This window comes from Streptococcus cristatus AS 1.3089, from assembly GCF_000385925.1.
In the GTDB taxonomy this organism is placed as follows: Bacteria; Bacillota; Bacilli; order Lactobacillales; family Streptococcaceae; genus Streptococcus; species Streptococcus cristatus_B.
On the sequence record NC_021175.1, the window covers coordinates 1,480,017 to 1,495,566 of the forward strand.

Annotated in this window: 14 protein-coding genes and 1 other annotated feature; all 14 genes read right to left on the reverse strand. The window is 41.3% G+C overall.

The annotated features are described in order from the left end of the window. Positions 1-18 precede the first annotated feature (18 nt). On the reverse strand, positions 19-1,665 hold the full coding sequence (locus tag I872_RS07290; protein ID WP_015605491.1) for a phosphoenolpyruvate carboxykinase (ATP): 1,647 nt from the start codon (positions 1,663-1,665) through the stop codon (positions 19-21). A gap of 253 nt (positions 1,666-1,918) precedes the next feature. Beyond that, positions 1,919-3,043 (reverse strand): AI-2E family transporter, encoded by a 1,125-nt coding sequence (locus I872_RS07295; RefSeq protein WP_015605492.1) that lies wholly within the window; start codon positions 3,041-3,043, stop codon positions 1,919-1,921. 274 nt (positions 3,044-3,317) lie between these two features. Beyond that, positions 3,318-3,620, reverse strand: coding sequence for a DUF1827 family protein (locus I872_RS07300; RefSeq protein ID WP_015605493.1), 303 nt, complete (start codon positions 3,618-3,620; stop codon positions 3,318-3,320). A gap of 99 nt (positions 3,621-3,719) precedes the next feature. Continuing rightward, positions 3,720-4,172 carry an NUDIX domain-containing protein gene (locus I872_RS07305; RefSeq protein WP_015605494.1) on the reverse strand — a complete coding sequence of 151 codons (453 nt, stop codon included), beginning with the start codon at positions 4,170-4,172 and terminating at the stop codon, positions 3,720-3,722. A gap of 193 nt (positions 4,173-4,365) precedes the next feature. Then, positions 4,366-7,158, reverse strand: a complete 2,793-nt coding sequence (gene ileS, locus I872_RS07310; protein WP_015605495.1) for an isoleucine--tRNA ligase — start codon at positions 7,156-7,158, stop codon at positions 4,366-4,368. Positions 7,159-7,209: 51 nt separating this feature from the next. Continuing rightward, positions 7,210-7,413, reverse strand: a binding site (T-box leader). Beyond that, positions 7,413-8,198, reverse strand: coding sequence for a DivIVA domain-containing protein (locus I872_RS07315; protein ID WP_015605496.1), 786 nt, complete (start codon positions 8,196-8,198; stop codon positions 7,413-7,415). (Overlaps the previous feature by 1 nt.) 9 nt (positions 8,199-8,207) lie before the next feature. Beyond that, positions 8,208-8,993, reverse strand: a complete 786-nt coding sequence (locus I872_RS07320; protein ID WP_015605497.1) for a YlmH family RNA-binding protein — start codon at positions 8,991-8,993, stop codon at positions 8,208-8,210. After that, a complete protein-coding gene (locus tag I872_RS07325) occupies positions 8,987-9,262 on the reverse strand; it encodes a YggT family protein (protein ID WP_015605498.1) in 276 nt (91 codons plus the stop codon). The genes I872_RS07320 and I872_RS07325 overlap by 7 nt, the downstream gene beginning before the upstream one ends. A 3-nt stretch (positions 9,263-9,265) precedes the next feature. Beyond that, a complete protein-coding gene (locus I872_RS07330; protein WP_015605499.1) occupies positions 9,266-9,832 on the reverse strand; it encodes a cell division protein SepF in 567 nt (188 codons plus the stop codon). Positions 9,833-9,841: 9 nt separating this feature from the next. Then, positions 9,842-10,513 carry a YggS family pyridoxal phosphate-dependent enzyme gene (locus tag I872_RS07335; protein WP_015605500.1) on the reverse strand — a complete coding sequence of 224 codons (672 nt, stop codon included), beginning with the start codon at positions 10,511-10,513 and terminating at the stop codon, positions 9,842-9,844. Positions 10,514-10,518: 5 nt separating this feature from the next. Beyond that, positions 10,519-11,784 (reverse strand): cell division protein FtsZ, encoded by a 1,266-nt coding sequence (gene ftsZ / locus I872_RS07340; RefSeq protein ID WP_015605501.1) that lies wholly within the window; start codon positions 11,782-11,784, stop codon positions 10,519-10,521. Positions 11,785-11,800: 16 nt separating this feature from the next. Continuing rightward, entirely contained in the window at positions 11,801-13,174 is a 1,374-nt protein-coding gene (ftsA, locus tag I872_RS07345) for a cell division protein FtsA (RefSeq protein WP_015605502.1), read from the reverse strand. A gap of 121 nt (positions 13,175-13,295) precedes the next feature. Further along, positions 13,296-14,483 (reverse strand): cell division protein FtsQ/DivIB, encoded by a 1,188-nt coding sequence (locus tag I872_RS07350; protein ID WP_015605503.1) that lies wholly within the window; start codon positions 14,481-14,483, stop codon positions 13,296-13,298. After that, positions 14,480-15,550 (reverse strand): UDP-N-acetylglucosamine--N-acetylmuramyl-(pentapeptide) pyrophosphoryl-undecaprenol N-acetylglucosamine transferase, encoded by a 1,071-nt coding sequence (locus I872_RS07355; protein WP_015605504.1) that lies wholly within the window; start codon positions 15,548-15,550, stop codon positions 14,480-14,482. The genes I872_RS07350 and I872_RS07355 overlap by 4 nt, the downstream gene beginning before the upstream one ends.

A 15,550-nucleotide genomic window follows, 5' to 3' on the forward strand; every position in this document is an offset into this window, starting at 1 on the left:
TGGAAAGCGTTTTGCATCTTAATTCTCCAAATCCTGCAAGACTTTTTCTAGCCGAGAAATAGCTCCGACAGGTAGGGCTGTCTTGGGATATTTCTGATTGAAGGCCAGCAGGAAGTTTAATCGAACCTGCATTCTTTCACGAATGAGCTGTCTGTACTTGTCGTCAAAGTTTGGAACAGCATAACCCTTATAATCTAGGTACTCAAAACCTTCCAAAGGACCAAAAGTCTTAAATTGAGCCTTGCCGTCTACAATCTGCTCGATAACGTCTAAAGATACTTCCTTTGAAATACCTTTGCCCATATAAAAACCAGTATTGATAATGTAGCAAGCGACTCCCGATTCAAATAAACGACGGAATTTCCGATAATCTTCCACCAGTGGATAAACTCGGAAAGGGTTGGCATAAGGCTCAATAACCAAGTCTTCGTGCAAGCCAGTGACATTCTCGGCATTGGAGCGCTTAGTCATCAGGGTGCAGCCCATTGTGGAAGCCATCAGCGGATCATTGATCTTAACCAGAGGCGGTAGAGAGTCATCTTTCATAATCCAGAAGATAGCGTTGATGGGCTCATCAATCCGATCTACTCGATTTGGAGTCGCAAAGCGCGATTTAACAGTCCGTCCATTCCCGTTACGGATGTCCTCAGTCACTAGCTTTTTCCGCCCATTTTCATCCAGCGTCACTCCGCAGTTCTGCACAGTGACAAAGAAATCCTGCTCACTATGACCTGTAGGGTAGTCATTTGTCTTGTCAAAATAAGACGGCTCGAGGGCAATAGAGGAGCCATCCTTAATCGAGATAATGAAGGCATCGTCATGGAGAACCTTGATATCATATTTATGGTCATGCTTGGCATGCGTCAATGTGGATTTTCCTGAACCGGATAGACCAAAGAAAGATGCAACATAGTCTTCTTTTTCCGTCTTCTGCTTGAAGATTTTCAGACCTCCGTGGCAGGCAACATAGCCATTTCTAGCAGCCGTTCCCCAGGCTAAAGTCAAGGTTGCCTTTTTCAGCTCCCCGAAATAGTTTAAGCCCAGAATAACGGCGCAATTATGATTGGTATCAAAATAAACCAAACCTTCTGGATAGTCTGGATGCTTCCACTTGGGATCAAAAAAGACAAAGATATCATTCTCTTCGTACTTTTTAGAAGCTCGTAGGCGGTTCTTAAATTCCTCATCCAAAATCTGGAAATTCAAGAGCCAAGAATAAAGATTATTGATTTCTTCCTGAGGCACCATCAGGTGGGCGCAAACCATGAAGTCCTCATCCAGCCCTACAACTGCATCTGCCTTATAAAAGGTTCTCTGATGTGCTTGGTAAACAGCACTACGAACCAGAAATAGCAAATGCTCGTCTTCCTGACAGTCTCTGCCATAAATCCGTCTAGCCTTAGCAGTTCGGCCGACAACCGCCCCCGAATTAGTCAATAAAACGCGGGCATAGGAAGGAAGCCCCAGCTCCTTAGTATGAATCACCGGCATGTCCAGCACAACCGTTCCAGCAGCTACCGAAGCCAGTTGATAGGCTTCTTCTACTGTCTTGATTGCCTGCACCTGATTCTCATAAAAGGCTGTCTCTACAATGGTCTTCAAGGACGAAAAATAAGAAGAATCTTTTCTTATTTCTTGCGGAGAAAATTTACGACGTGTTACCATAACGATACCTCCTTTATGCTATTACTATTATTTTAGCATAAATATTCAATTATGCACGCTAAAAAATGCAGTAAAAAAGAGTCTGGGACAAAAGTCCTAGCCTCTCAATTGTCTTTGGATTGTCGAGTAAGACGCAGTGGTTGAGTGGACTCTACTGCGCTGATTTTATCAGCTTTTACAGCCCTACTCAACTGTGCGGAGGTGGGACGACGAAATCGAATTCTAACGAATTACCGATTTCTGTCCCACTCTCCTATTTCTTTATAATACCAAATTCTTCATTCTTCTTTTGTTGCTGAGCTTCCTTGTGATTGTCATAAAGGTTGGCAAGGAATTTCACGATTTCCTTGAGGATAGAGTAGGTCGGAATCGCTACAATCATGCCCATAATACCATAGATATTACTTGAAAGAAGCAAGAGAACCATAATCGTAATAGGGTGCACCTTCATAACGCTCCCAACAATACGAGGATAGAGGATATTTCCATCAATCTGCTGGATAATCAACATATAGATCAAGGCCACCAACATTTTATGAGGATCGGTAAAAAAGTAGGTGATTAGCATGGGAATCAAGCCGATACTAGGCCCCACATAAGGAATTAAGTTAGCCAGAGCTGAGAAAATCGCAAAGACCAAGGCATACTTGAGTCCAATGACACTGTAACCAATATATGCTAAGGTTCCAATCAGCAAGGCATCAATCGAAATACCACTGATATAACGGGCAACCGTCGCATTGAGATTGGTCAAGAGACTAGATATATTTAGCTTATCGCGCTTGAGAACAGTCCGCTCCAGCATAGGCAAAAGCTTGTGTCCATCCATCAGGAAGTAGACCAAAAAAATCGGGGTCATGATGAGAATCATGAGGGTATTGATGACAGCAGACACTACACTACCCAGACTATTGGTAACACTATTTAAAATATTTTGCAGAATATCTACATAGGACAGATTGAGTTGCTGGATAGTAGACTGAATATTTAAACTCTTAAACAAAGGATTTTTGGATAATTGATTGACAAAACTCTGGATTTCCCAATAGAGATTTTGCGTTGAATTAATCAAGCTGGATAGCTGGTTAATCAAAATTGGCAAGAGGTAGATTACTCCGACCGTCACTAGACCAAAGAGCAGAAAAAGAGTGATTAAAATCCCGAAAATTCGATTGATTTTCAACTTTTTTTCGAGCAGTGTCACCAGAGGATTTGTGATATAGTAGAGAAATCCTCCCATAACAAAGGGAATTAAAATCGTATTGATAACGCTCACCACCGGCGTAATCATATCTCCCATCTGGCGCCAGATGAAAAAGATAATCGTCAGCAGCAAAACTTCACTGGTCCAAAACATTAATTTACTTTTATGAAACATCTTTACTCTCCTCCAAGTTATTTTACCATAATTTATCATAAAATAAAGGTGATTTCATAAAAGAAAGAATAAAAATGGAAACATTATTCAGTTCGAAGAATTTGGCTAGTCAGAAAAGATCACGCAATTTAAAATCTAAATCAGACAAGTAAAAAATCACCTGAAAGCAACAGCTGAAAAGCGGAATTTTTCAAGTGATTTTTGCTATTACCTCCATCAGGAAGCAAGGAATACAATTAAGAATGTAAAAATGTTTGAACCCGTAAACAGGTCATTATCCTTTAATCGGGATTGAAATCTCAATCAAACTATTGGTATAGATTGTCCGAATGGCAGAAGAGTCAATATTCTTTTGGTCAATTTTTCGCTTTAAAAAGAATTCTCTAATTTTTTCAATTTCTTGCTCTCTGATTGCGCGATGCTTATTTGAAATGAGAATTTCATAATGGGTGGGTGCTTCTGTGAAAATAACATCGCTATTTCCAGCAGAGTAAACCTCTACCAGCGTTGCATCCGTACTTTCCAACTGATTTTTTACTAGTTCTGCATGGGTATTCGTCGTATTTATAAGCTTCATTCATTTGCCTCCTACCTTAAATCGTCGCTATTATTATAACACGTTTTTCAGGAATTGTGAATGATTGCCTGTAATTTATATCATTTTAAATATAGCAGGCTAGTTATTCTGATATTTACGCTTCCACTGCTCAATTCCCCATTTATGACTGCCACGTTTCAATTTTTCAATGGCAAGATCGACAGGAAACCATGCTAGATTATTAAAGTCTTCCAGTGGCTTTTCTACTTCTTGATACGAAAGTGCTTCATAAATATAGGCTGGATTATAAAAATGCGTGTCCCGATGGCGTGAATAAAAATATTCATCCGCTTGACCAAAGTAATCTCCTACTTGGATGCTAAAACCAAGCTCTTCCAGTAATTCCCGCTCGAGAGTAGCCAGCTGGTCTTCTCCTTCTTCCATTTGGCCTCCAGGAAGAAACCAAGCACCATTAGGTGCCTGCACTAAAATAATATTTTCTTTCTTTTCATCTGGAATTACTGCATAAACTCCATAACGCGTCACATATTCGACATTTTCCTCATGAACTCCAAAAACTGGATGGGTCATTATCTTTCCTCATTCCTTCTAATCTTTACTACTATCATAAATAACTTATACTAGCCTGTCAAGAGTTTGAACTTATTTTTTCAGCTTTCACAAGGAAGCTTAGCCCCTTAGTTCTCAAGTAAAAAAGCCCGCCTCAGTTGAGACGGGACTTCTTCTACTAGCCATCAGTCAAACCTATTCATGTTAGACTGGATTATTTTTCTTCAAATCCTTCTGCAACTGCATCCGCAAAGTTTTCTTCTACGATGCTTGCACAGTGGTCACAAATAACTGCATGGTAGTTACGGTCTGCAGTAGTTGGATCGATACGACGGCAACGGTCACATACTTCACCTGCAGCGCGTTCAACTGTGAAGGCAACATCCTCAAAGCTAACTGCGCCTTCTGGAGCTGATCCTTCTGCAATGGTCAATTCTGACACGATCAAAAGTTGAGCTACATTGCTATCCACTGCTCCAAGAAGAGTTTTCACCACTTCATTTGGATAAACTGTCAAGTGCGCTTCGAGTGATTTACCGATAACTTTTGCATTACGGGCTTCTTCCAAGGCTTTCTGAGCTTGTCCACGGAAGTCCATGAAGGCTGCCCAGGTATCCAAGATTTCTTCTTGGTTAGCAAATGTTTGAGCTTCTGGCAATTCTGACAATTGAACGAAGTCTTCAGCTTCAAACTCGAGATATGACCAGATCTCCTCTGCAGTGTGAGGAAGAATCGGAGTCAAGAGTTTGGTGATTTTGACAAGAATGTCATAGAAAACTGTTTGCATTTGACGGCGTTCAAGCGATTTGGCACCTTCTATGTAAACAACATCTTTGGCAAAATCAAGGTAGAAGGCTGATAAATCAACGTTGATAAAGTTCACCAAGGCCTTGTAGATTGTCAAGAATTCAAAATCAGCATAGGCATCACGAATCGTCTTGACAAGCTGGTTAAAGCGGATGGTCATGTACTTATCAACAGAACGAAGCTCATCGTAAGCTACTGCGTCTTGAGCTGGGTTAAAGTCTGATGTATTAGCAATCAAGAAACGAAGGGTGTTACGGATCTTACGATACGTTTCAGAGACTTGGCTCAAGATATCCATAGAGATACGAACGTCGTTGCTTGAGTCAACACTTGTTACCCAGAGACGCAAGATTTCCGCACCAAATTGTTTTTCAACATCGCTTGGCGCAATCGTATTTCCAAGAGATTTAGACATCTTCTCACCTTTACCGTCAAGGGCAAAACCTTGTGACAAGATTTGTTTGTAAGGAGCCACGCCATGGTTGGCAACAGATGTGATAAGAGATGAGTTGAACCAACCACGGTACTGGTCAGAACCTTCCAGATAGAGGTCAGCTGGATATTTGAGTTCTGGACGGTTTACTACAACTCCATTCCATGAAGAACCGGAGTCGAACCATACGTCCATGATATCTGTTTCTTTCTTGAATTCGCCATTTGGTGAACCTGGATGGGTAAATCCTTCTGGCAAGAGGTCTTTAGCATCACGTTCCCACCATACAATAGAACCGTGCTCTTCAAAGAGTTGAGCCACATGCTCGATAGTTTCAGCTGTCATAATTGGTGTTCCGTCTTCAGCGTAGAAGATAGGAAGAGGAACTCCCCAAGCACGTTGACGAGAGATAACCCAGTCACCACGGTCACGGATCATGTTGTAAAGACGCACTTTACCCCATTCTGAATGGAACTTCACTTTTTCAATTTCATCCAAGATTTCTTGGCGGAATTTTGATACAGAAGCAAACCATTGTGGCACTGCACGCCAGATGATTGGTTTCTTGGTACGCCAGTCAAATGGATATGAGTGAGAGATTTCTTCTTGAGCAAGGAGAAGATTACCAAGTTTTTCGATAACAGTTGGAACTACCTTGTCATAGAATTGACCCGCAAAATCAGGACCAGCATTTTCCATCATGATCCCGCGTTCATTAACCGTTACTGCAACTTCAAGACCGTTAGCAACACCGACATTGTAGTCATCCTCACCGAAACCAGGCGCAGTATGGACAATACCAGTACCTGAGTCAGTCGTAACGTGGTCACCAAGGATTACCAACTCATCTATAGCTGTATCCCACGGGTGCTTTGTCACAATGTGGTTCAATTCTTGACCACGGTAAGTTGCCAAGACTTGAACATCAGCCCAGCCAAATTTCTCAGACAGGGTGTTCAACAATTCTGCAGCAACCACAAACTTACGAGCCTCACCAGCAGGTTGTGCCAATACATAATCAATATCCGCTCCAACTGTCAAACCACGAGAAGCAGTGATGGTGAATGGAGTTGTTGTCCAAACAACGATGTAGGTATCTGTATCTAGGACACCTTTACCATCTTTGACACGGTTAGCATAGTAAAGGGAAGTTGAAACCAAGTCATGGTATTCAATCTCCGCTTCAGCAAGGGCTGATTCAGAAGACCAAGACCAGTAAACAGGCTTAGCACCGCGGTAGATGTAGCCTTTCTTAGCCATTTCACCAAAGACGCGGATTTGAGCTGCCTCATAGTCTGGAGTCAAGGTCACATAAGGATTTTCCCAGTCACCAGAAACCCCCAAACGCTTGAAGTCTTCCCGTTGTTTATCAACTTGAGAAAGAGCATAGTCACGGCAAAGTTTCAAGTATTCAACCAAGTCCATTTCTTTGCGTTTGACACCTTGTTTCGCCAAAACTTGCTCGATTGGCAGACCATGGGTATCCCAACCCGGAATATAAGGTGCATAGTAGCCAGCCATCGATTTCGAACGGACAATGATATCTTTAGAAATCTTATTCATGGCATGTCCTACGTGGATATTTCCGTTGGCATATGGAGGGCCATCATGCAAGACAAAATGGGGTTTGCCTTCATTTAATTCTTGACGGCGTTGATAAAGCTTAGCTTCATCCCATTCTTTTTGCCAGATTGGCTCTTTATTTGGCAAGCCAGCACGCATTGGAAATGCAGTTTTCCCAAGGTTCAGGGTTTCTTTGAGTTTCATTTGGTCTCCTTATGACATATATTTTTCAAAATAAAAAACCGCAGACTTCTCCTAAAGGACGAAAAATCGCGGTACCACCTTTGTTTAGACAGGAAAAATCCTATCCCTCTTAGCCCGTAACGTAGGCAGACGTCGTTTCTTACTCGATTCAGAAACGATGAAGCAGAATGATAAATCAAACAAAAGGGATTACAGGTCTCTCACCACCACCTGCTCGCTGAAAATATTCTGTCTGATTTGTGTTTCTGCACTTATTATAAAAGATCTACTGGAACTTTAGAATCTTCATCCGATTCTGAACGTTTTACTGATTCTAAAATTTCTTTCTGTTGTGCTTGGATCAATTCCTCATCTATAGTCTGAAGGGTCTGTGTTTCTGCCAATTCTCGATTTGCTTGCTCAATTCGCTCTTGCAATTCAGCTATTTCCTCAGGCGAGAATTGACGAGTAACATCTACTTCTTCCTCGAGCTCTACTTTTTCACCAAGTGCTTCTTCAACCACTACTTTAAAGGCTTCATCACTGGTTTGGAGATAGGTAGCAGTTGGGCGAAGAATATCTTCCCAATCTTGAGAATCAACAATACTTAGCTGACTTTCAATTGTTGATTTGAGACGTTGATGGAAGACACGCGTTTTATTTTTCAATTCTTCTGTCTCAACAGCCACTCTCTTGGCATTGTCTGTTGCCTGACGAAGAATATCATTAGCCTTATACTTGGCTCTATCTAACAAGCGTTGCGCATCTTGCTCTGCTTGCTGAACGATATTTCCGGAACGTTCTTGTGCTGCTTGCTTAACCCGCTCTGCTGTGTCTTGCGCAATTAAAACGGACTGACTAAGCGAATCTTTCATTTCATCAAAATAAATTAGACGCTCTTCAAGATTACGGATTTTTGCTTCTTTCTCATGATTTTCACGGATTAAATCTTCATAATCACCGACAATGATATCAAGAAATTCTTCAACTTCATCAATATCGTACCCTCTAAATCTGGTCGAAAAAGCTTTATCTCTAATCTCTAGTGATGTTAGTGCCATATTTCCTCCTTATTTGCTAGGTAATAATTCAACTGTTAGTTTATGTTTCCCGTTTTTGGAAAAACCATTCTCTGTTAAAACCTTAAATCGTCCATATTTCCTAACGCTAATCAATTCACCTAAAGCAATCTGTTGACTAGGGTTATCAATGGTTCTGTAGTTTTGCTTCACCTGTTTCCCCATGATTAGTTCCACAGCTTGGCTACGCGATAATTTAAAGACTGTCGCTACTAACTTATCCAGTCTAAGACTAGAGACCAAGACATCTCTGGTTTTAGTCGCTGACAAGTTTTGCAGCTGCTCGGTCAAGGAAACTTTCTTGAGCCGAACTGGAACTTTAGCTATTTTGGAAACATTGGTAATGAAATATTCTTCTAATCTTCGGTCCACAAATACTTGCGCTCGATCATCTACAACGATAATATCGCCAAATGTCCATCTCTCAATCCCCAGCTGATGCAAAAGAGTTCCCATAATTTGTGAATGACTCACCTTATAGAACTTACTTGCGTAAACTATCTCTAATAAGGCCAAATCAAAATCTTCAACATCTAGCTGATAGTAGCTAGGGGCAATCAAAACTTTGGCAAACTCACTTGGAAAGTAATCGGAGCTAGAAAAGACTTGCACATCATACTGTTTACTTAAATTTTTGAGAATAGCCACCTGATGTGGGTTCAAAAAAGCAGTTGTCTCAAAGCTATACTGATCTTCTACCCGTTGAAGCAATTCCATGCTTTTATCCAGAAAATCCTGGTCATCCTGAGAAAAATGCTGATAAATATTATTTACCATAGTAAAAATAAAGCAGAAATAAAGTGCAAAAACAAGGTATCAAGCAGTCTCAAAGCAAAGAGTGCCACCAGAACAGTAAAGTCTAGGCCGCCAAACTGCAAGGGCAATTTGCGAAATAAACGCAAAAATGGTTCAACTAGAGAACCGACAAGCCTTCCTAGGGCTGTTTGGTAAGCTCCAGGGAACCAAGACAAGAGTGCATAGATGAAGACAGTAAGTGAGTAAAGATCGATTAGATTAGAAACTAATTTAAAAATAAAGTAAATCATTAATTATCTGCTGCGTTTCATATCAAAATCGTATTCACTCAACTCCATATCATTTGGAAGGCGAATATCTTCTACATTGACAACAACGTTGATTGGAGTAAGCAAATACATAGTACTAGCAACTTTTCTCAAGTTTCCAGCCAAAACATAGCGGGCTCCATCAAGATAATCCAAGCAACGTCTTGCTTGTACTTCTGTCATATATTGGAAGTCAATCAAGATACTCTCGTTTGCCACAAGTAGATCAACAACTTCTGTCGCTTCCTCGTATTTTCTTGGATAGCGGACATCAATCGTAACCTTCTCACTAGCTGTCACTCGATGTTGAGCCAGTTCTTGTTGGCGAGCATGCAATCTAGTAATATTTTCTGTTGCTGTTTTCTGTTGCGCTTGTGAAGAAGTTGAACGATTCCGTGCGTTATCCTTAGATGACGCAGCTGGAACCAACTCAGTCTTTGGTTGCTGCAATGCAGGGCCAGACTCGACTGAGGGCTGCACTGGCAAGTCAGACTTTTCTCCATCTTCAGTAAAATATTCTATAAATTTATCAAATTTATCTTTTAATGACATAGTTCTTTCCTATTTAAAAAATGCTGTTCCGATTCTGACATAGGTAGAGCCGTTGGCAATCGCTTCAGGATAGTCACGGCTCATTCCCATACTCAAATCAGAAAAGGGCATGTTTTTTAACTGTTTAGCTTGTAAGTTTATTTGAAGCTGACGGGCTTCCGAAAAAATCTGATCCAACTCTTGGTGAGTGGCCTCAAATGGAGCCATTGTCATCAGACCAACAAGACAAATATTTTCTAAGGCTGCAAGCTCAAGTAGCACACTATCTAGCTCTTCAACTAGAAAACCGTGCTTGCTCTCTTCTTTAGAAATATTGACTTGCAAGAAACAGTTAATCACATGGTCCGCTCTTTTGTTGATTTCTTGAGCTAATTTAACAGAGTCTAAAGCATGGAAATAATCAACATAGTTGATAACATCTTTAACTTTCCTTCTCTGCAAACTACCAATCAAGTGCCAAGTAAGATTTTCTTCCTTTAAAGCATGATATTTTTCAAGAAACTTATCTACTCGATTTTCTCCAATATGTTTGATCCCTGTAGCCACAAGTTTTTTCGCTGTTTCACAGTCAACATATTTGGTAACCGCAATAATGTTTACGGAATCCTTCGGTCGATTTTCTTTTTCAACTATTTGAGCAACATTTTGAAAAATTAAATCTTTATTTGCTTGAAAGTCCATTTAAATTAGCGATTTCTAAAGAATGGTGGTGTTTCAAGCTCGTCGTCTTCTTCCTTAATATCTGTATAGCGTTCAACACGGCTAGAAGGAACTGGTTCTGCTTGACGAACAATCGCTTCACGACGCAAATCCCAGTCTCCAAATACTGAAGTTCTAGAAGTTTCTACCGTTGAGCGATGAGAAGGAGCCGGCATTTCTCTTGTTTCTGCCATATCGAAGTTGCGATCATAATGAGCAGCTGATTGAACTGGACGTCCTTGTTCAGCACGGTTGGCAGGTTTCACACGTTGCAAACCACTTACCTTCTCAACTTTTTCTTCTTTGACACCTGTCGCAACAACAGTCACACGAATCTCATCCTTCATAGACTCATCAATTGAAGTACCGAGCCAGATGTTGACACCATGACCAGCTGCTTGATTAACGATTTCAGAAGCTTCTTCTGCTTCAATCAAGGTCATATCTAGGCCACCAGTAACGTTGACAATCACGTCTTCTGCACCATCAATAGTTGTTTCAAGAAGTGGAGAGTAGATAGCTTTACGAGCTGCTTCGATAACGCGCTCTTCACCGCTTCCGATACCGATACCCATCAAGGCATTACCTTTATTTTCCATAACAGTCTTCACGTCTGCAAAGTCAAGGTTAATCAAGCCTGGACTAGTAATCAAGTCAGTGATACCCTGAACCCCTTGGCGGAGAACGTTATCAGCTTCACTCAAGGCTTCCAAAAGTGGAGTCTTCTTATCAACGATTTCCAAAAGGTTGTTATTTGAAATGATCAAGAGAGTATCTACATGTTCACGCAGTTCATTAATCCCTTCGATAGCAAAGTTGCCACGTTTAGCACCTTCAAAACCAAATGGGCGGGTTACAACTGCTACAGTTAGGGCGCCTACTGATTTAGCGATGCGGGCAATAACTGGTGCAGCACCTGTACCAGAGCCACCACCCATACCAGCAGTGATAAAGACCATATCTGCACCTTGAAGGGCTTCTGTCAAGACTTCTTCGCTTTCTTCAGCTGCTTTACGACCAACCTCCGGCTGACCTCCAGCACCCAGACCACGAGTCAACTTAGGACCAAGCTGGATAACTGTTTCTGCTTTTGCACTGCTCAGTGCTTGTACATCTGTATTTGCTGCGATAAATTCTACACCAGCAAGACCTTCATCGATCATTCGGTTAATAGCGTTTCCGCCGCCACCGCCGACACCAATTACTTTAATGACTGCGCCTTGTGCAGCAGCCGCATCAAATGAAAATGTCATAATCTATTTATTCTCCTTACTCAAACATATTACCAATTAAATTGCGCATCTTATCTGTAAAACTAGCTTTTGGCTCTTCTTGTGGCACTTCGTTTCTAAACGTTGCAACTTCTGATTCTACTTCTTGAACTGGTTGAACCGATTGAACTGGTTCAATCGGATGGGTATCGAAACGAGGTGCTCTCTGATTTGGACGTTCAAAGCTGGTTGCTTGATGACGTAACTGCTCGTCTCCACGGACAGCAGCCTGGGCGATACGATCCACTTCTGTCAAATTGCCAGCATACTCTGAAAGACTAATCACATGAGCAAAAGCTGGATTGCGAATACCGATTTGATTTGGCACATACAATTTGGTATGAACACCAAATACTTCTTGGGCTAATTCCACGATACCAGGTAAGATTGCTCCACCACCAACGATAACAATGCCACCAGGAAGGTCTAAGACATGTCTTCTATCCAAATCTTGCTTGATTTGCTCAAAAATATGTCTAACACGAGCTGAGATGATTTCAGCCAGATAGCTTTCTGTTATCTCAACTGGATTGACTTCGCCAATAACTTCAACTGGGAAAGTTTCAGTGCCTGCAAACGGTACGTAAGCTACCCCGTAGTTAAATTTCAAGCTTTCTGCCAATTTTTGAGAGGTTTTCAAGACTTTTGAAATGTCTTTGGTAATATAATCGCCACCTTCTTGGTAGATATTGGTAAATTGTAATTCTTGATTTTTTACAGAAGCAACTGTAGTTTGTCCGCCACCCATATCAATGACTGTCGCACCAAACTCCCGCTCACCTTCGTTCAAGATGGATTTTGTCATCGCTAATGGAGAAATGATAATATTTTCCAATTTGACTCCTGCACGCTCCACTGTTTTACGGAGATTGTGCAAGATTGTACGAGGACCAGTGTAGAGCAGGCCACGCATTTCTAAGCGAATTCCCATCATGCCACGAGGGTCACGGATACCTTGGAAGCCATCAACAACAAACTCTTCTGGAATGAAGGTAATCACTTCACGGTCAGGAGTCATGCTCTTGGTCAAGGCAGATCTTACGACACTCTCAACATCTTCATCGGTAATTTCTTTAGAGTCACTAATCACAGGAATCATACCTTGAGTCGGCTCAATTTGCAGTAGATTTGCAGGTAGGCCAACATTCACTAAGCCAATCGAAATCCCCGCTTTTTCTTCTGCTTGAGAAATTGCTGACTTAATAGCCGCTGCTGCTGCTTCAATATCAACAATAATCCCATCTTTAACGCCAGCACTCTTTGCATTGCTGACTCCGATAACATTCATTTCACCGTTGATGTGCTCTGCCACCAACACTTTGATTGTGCTACTTCCTATATCTAATCCAGTAAAAAAGCCATCTCTAGCCATTACATCAGTCCTCTCTGTCTTCCACGTTTCCATTCTAATACAAATAACTCTAGAAAATAGGGTTATCCAACTTTATTATATCATAAAAATACGAAATTGGCGCAGTTTTTATCTATAATAATTAGTTATTTTCAGAAATCTCTGGTTTTTCTGCTCGAGACTGGGCAGAATCTTCAGTAGATTGTTCTGAATGTTGAGCTGAAGTTTCTGTATCTTGCCCATCGTTGCTAGATTCATGAATAACTGTACTTTCTGCGCCCTGTACATAGCTGAAAATACCAGCCTCCATATCGACCACACTTGGTAATTCCAACTGAGGATGAATTCCCGCATAATAGGGAAGTTTCTTAGCAATATGAGAAATTGGAACCAAAATTTGATGCTCATCAGACATGGTGATGGTCACTAAATCCTCTGTCACCTTGCTAGGAGTTAAATCAACTCTTCTCATACTTTTTTTGATCGAATCAGGAACATTCTTCAGTTGTTGAACGAATTTCTTGATCAAACCCGCATCTGAGAAGGTCACATCCATCCGCTCTTCCGGCAAAGCATCAGCCGCAACTTCGTTTTTCACGTATTCTCCACTGGTTAAAATAGGATAATACTTAGAATCTTTCTGTACATAACCTAAAACACTATATTCCTGAACATCGATTTTGAAAGTCAGTGGGAATTGATAGGTCATTTCTACATTTTCAATCCAGGGGCTAGAAGCTTTCAGATTTTGCTCATAATGATGGCGATTTTTGTAAACAGTAACAGTGTAATCGCGCTGATCGATTTTACTACTGCTTTTTAGTTCCTCCTGACTCACAACCTTATTCCCAGTAAATTCGATGGTCTTCATCGTTGCAAGTGGCGTGAGGAAATAAAGAGAAGCTAAAAAGATTAGAGAACTTGTCACTAAAACTGGCAAAGCCCGATACCAATGGATTTTCTCAATTGGAACCTTCGGAGGCTTAAGCTGCTCTACTTCTTCCTCCTCTGGTTCTTCTTGTTCTTGGACTTCCTCTTGCTCCTCACCTTCAGTTTCAGAATCTTGCACTTCAGTTTCTTCTTCACTTGTAGGAGAGTCTGTGTCAGTTTCTTCGGAGACTGTATTTTCTTCGTTGGAAGGCTCTTGATTTTCAAGCTCTGCCTTCATTTCTTCTTTTTTCTTCTCTAGCTCGGCTTGTTTCTGCTCTAACTCTGCTTGCTTCTTCGCCTTTTCTTGAGCTTTTTTCTCAAGATACTCTTTATTTCTGACTTGCCATTCAGAGAGAGAAAGTTGAGCATCTTTTTGCTTATCTTCCTTGCTTTTTTTCATATTTTCCCTTTGTTAATATCTTGCTTTAAAATTTCATAAAATTCATCTACTGATGTTAGTTCAGGCGCTTCTTCCATTCGTTGATAGTAGGCAGCCTTTTCCCTCAGTAAATCGTCCACTGCTACTTGAAGATTGACCCGATTCAAGTTTTCTTCATTGATTTTAAGCGCATAGCCCTTTTCCAAGAAGTAGTTGGCATTTTCAATCTGATCCCCTCGACTTGCCCCCAGCCCTAAAGGTACAATCACTTGCAACTTCTTCATAGCCAGTAATTCAAAGATAGTATTGGAACCACCTCGTGTCACGACGACATCTGCCATAGCCATCAGTGGCTGATACAGATCTGTCACATAGGACACCCGGTAGATACGGTGAGAAAGCTCATCCAAACTAGCATCGCCTGTCAGATTGATAATATTATATTTTTCAATCAAGCGATCCTTATTTTTTGTAATAAAATCATTGAAAACTTTAGCGCCTCCTGAGCCACCGACAAAGAGCAAGGTAGGCTTTCCTTCTGTGAAATGAGCCTTGATTTTCTCAATCTCAGCCGGTTCTGTTTGAGGGAGGGCATCTATCTTGGTCACCGCTCCAACATGTTCAGCCTTGCTCAGGCCTTCAGCTTGCTCAAAAGTCGTGAACATCTTTGTCGCGCATTTGTAACCGATTTTATTGGCCAAACCAAGCGACAAATCAGACTCATGGATAAAGACTGGAACGCCGGTCACCTTCGCCGCAATCACTGGCGGAACAGACACAAAGCCTCCTTTTGAAAATAGGGCTTTAGGACGGACTCTCAACATGATACCCAGCGACTGGAGAATCCCACCTGCCACTTTAAAAATATCCCAGAGATTCTGCCAAGAAAAATAGCGACGGAGCTTGCCAGTTGCAATCGAATGGAAGACAACAGGTAAACCTGATTTCTGAATTTCCTTGTACTCAATCCCATGGCAGTCACCGATATAATGGACTTCCCAGCCCTCTTCGATAAATTTAGGCATCAGCAAAAGATTGAGGGTCACATGACCAACTGTCCCTCCACCTGTAAATACTATTTTTTTCAT

What these genes read in the sequence shown, in the direction of transcription:
- I872_RS07290 (WP_015605491.1), bottom strand. Translation starts at nt 1,665, where the DNA reads ATGGTAACACGTCGTAAATTTTCTCCGCAAGAAATAAGAAAAGATTCT.
- I872_RS07295 (WP_015605492.1), bottom strand. Translation starts at nt 3,043, where the DNA reads ATGTTTCATAAAAGTAAATTAATGTTTTGGACCAGTGAAGTTTTGCTG.
- I872_RS07300 (WP_015605493.1), bottom strand. Translation starts at nt 3,620, where the DNA reads ATGAAGCTTATAAATACGACGAATACCCATGCAGAACTAGTAAAAAAT.
- I872_RS07305 (WP_015605494.1), bottom strand. Translation starts at nt 4,172, where the DNA reads ATGACCCATCCAGTTTTTGGAGTTCATGAGGAAAATGTCGAATATGTG.
- ileS (WP_015605495.1), bottom strand. Translation starts at nt 7,158, where the DNA reads ATGAAACTCAAAGAAACCCTGAACCTTGGGAAAACTGCATTTCCAATG.
- I872_RS07315 (WP_015605496.1), bottom strand. Translation starts at nt 8,198, where the DNA reads ATGGCACTAACATCACTAGAGATTAGAGATAAAGCTTTTTCGACCAGA.
- I872_RS07320 (WP_015605497.1), bottom strand. Translation starts at nt 8,993, where the DNA reads ATGGTAAATAATATTTATCAGCATTTTTCTCAGGATGACCAGGATTTT.
- I872_RS07325 (WP_015605498.1), bottom strand. Translation starts at nt 9,262, where the DNA reads ATGATTTACTTTATTTTTAAATTAGTTTCTAATCTAATCGATCTTTAC.
- I872_RS07330 (WP_015605499.1), bottom strand. Translation starts at nt 9,832, where the DNA reads ATGTCATTAAAAGATAAATTTGATAAATTTATAGAATATTTTACTGAA.
- I872_RS07335 (WP_015605500.1), bottom strand. Translation starts at nt 10,513, where the DNA reads ATGGACTTTCAAGCAAATAAAGATTTAATTTTTCAAAATGTTGCTCAA.
- ftsZ (WP_015605501.1), bottom strand. Translation starts at nt 11,784, where the DNA reads ATGACATTTTCATTTGATGCGGCTGCTGCACAAGGCGCAGTCATTAAA.
- ftsA (WP_015605502.1), bottom strand. Translation starts at nt 13,174, where the DNA reads ATGGCTAGAGATGGCTTTTTTACTGGATTAGATATAGGAAGTAGCACA.
- I872_RS07350 (WP_015605503.1), bottom strand. Translation starts at nt 14,483, where the DNA reads ATGAAAAAAAGCAAGGAAGATAAGCAAAAAGATGCTCAACTTTCTCTC.
- I872_RS07355 (WP_015605504.1), bottom strand. Translation starts at nt 15,550, where the DNA reads ATGAAAAAAATAGTATTTACAGGTGGAGGGACAGTTGGTCATGTGACC.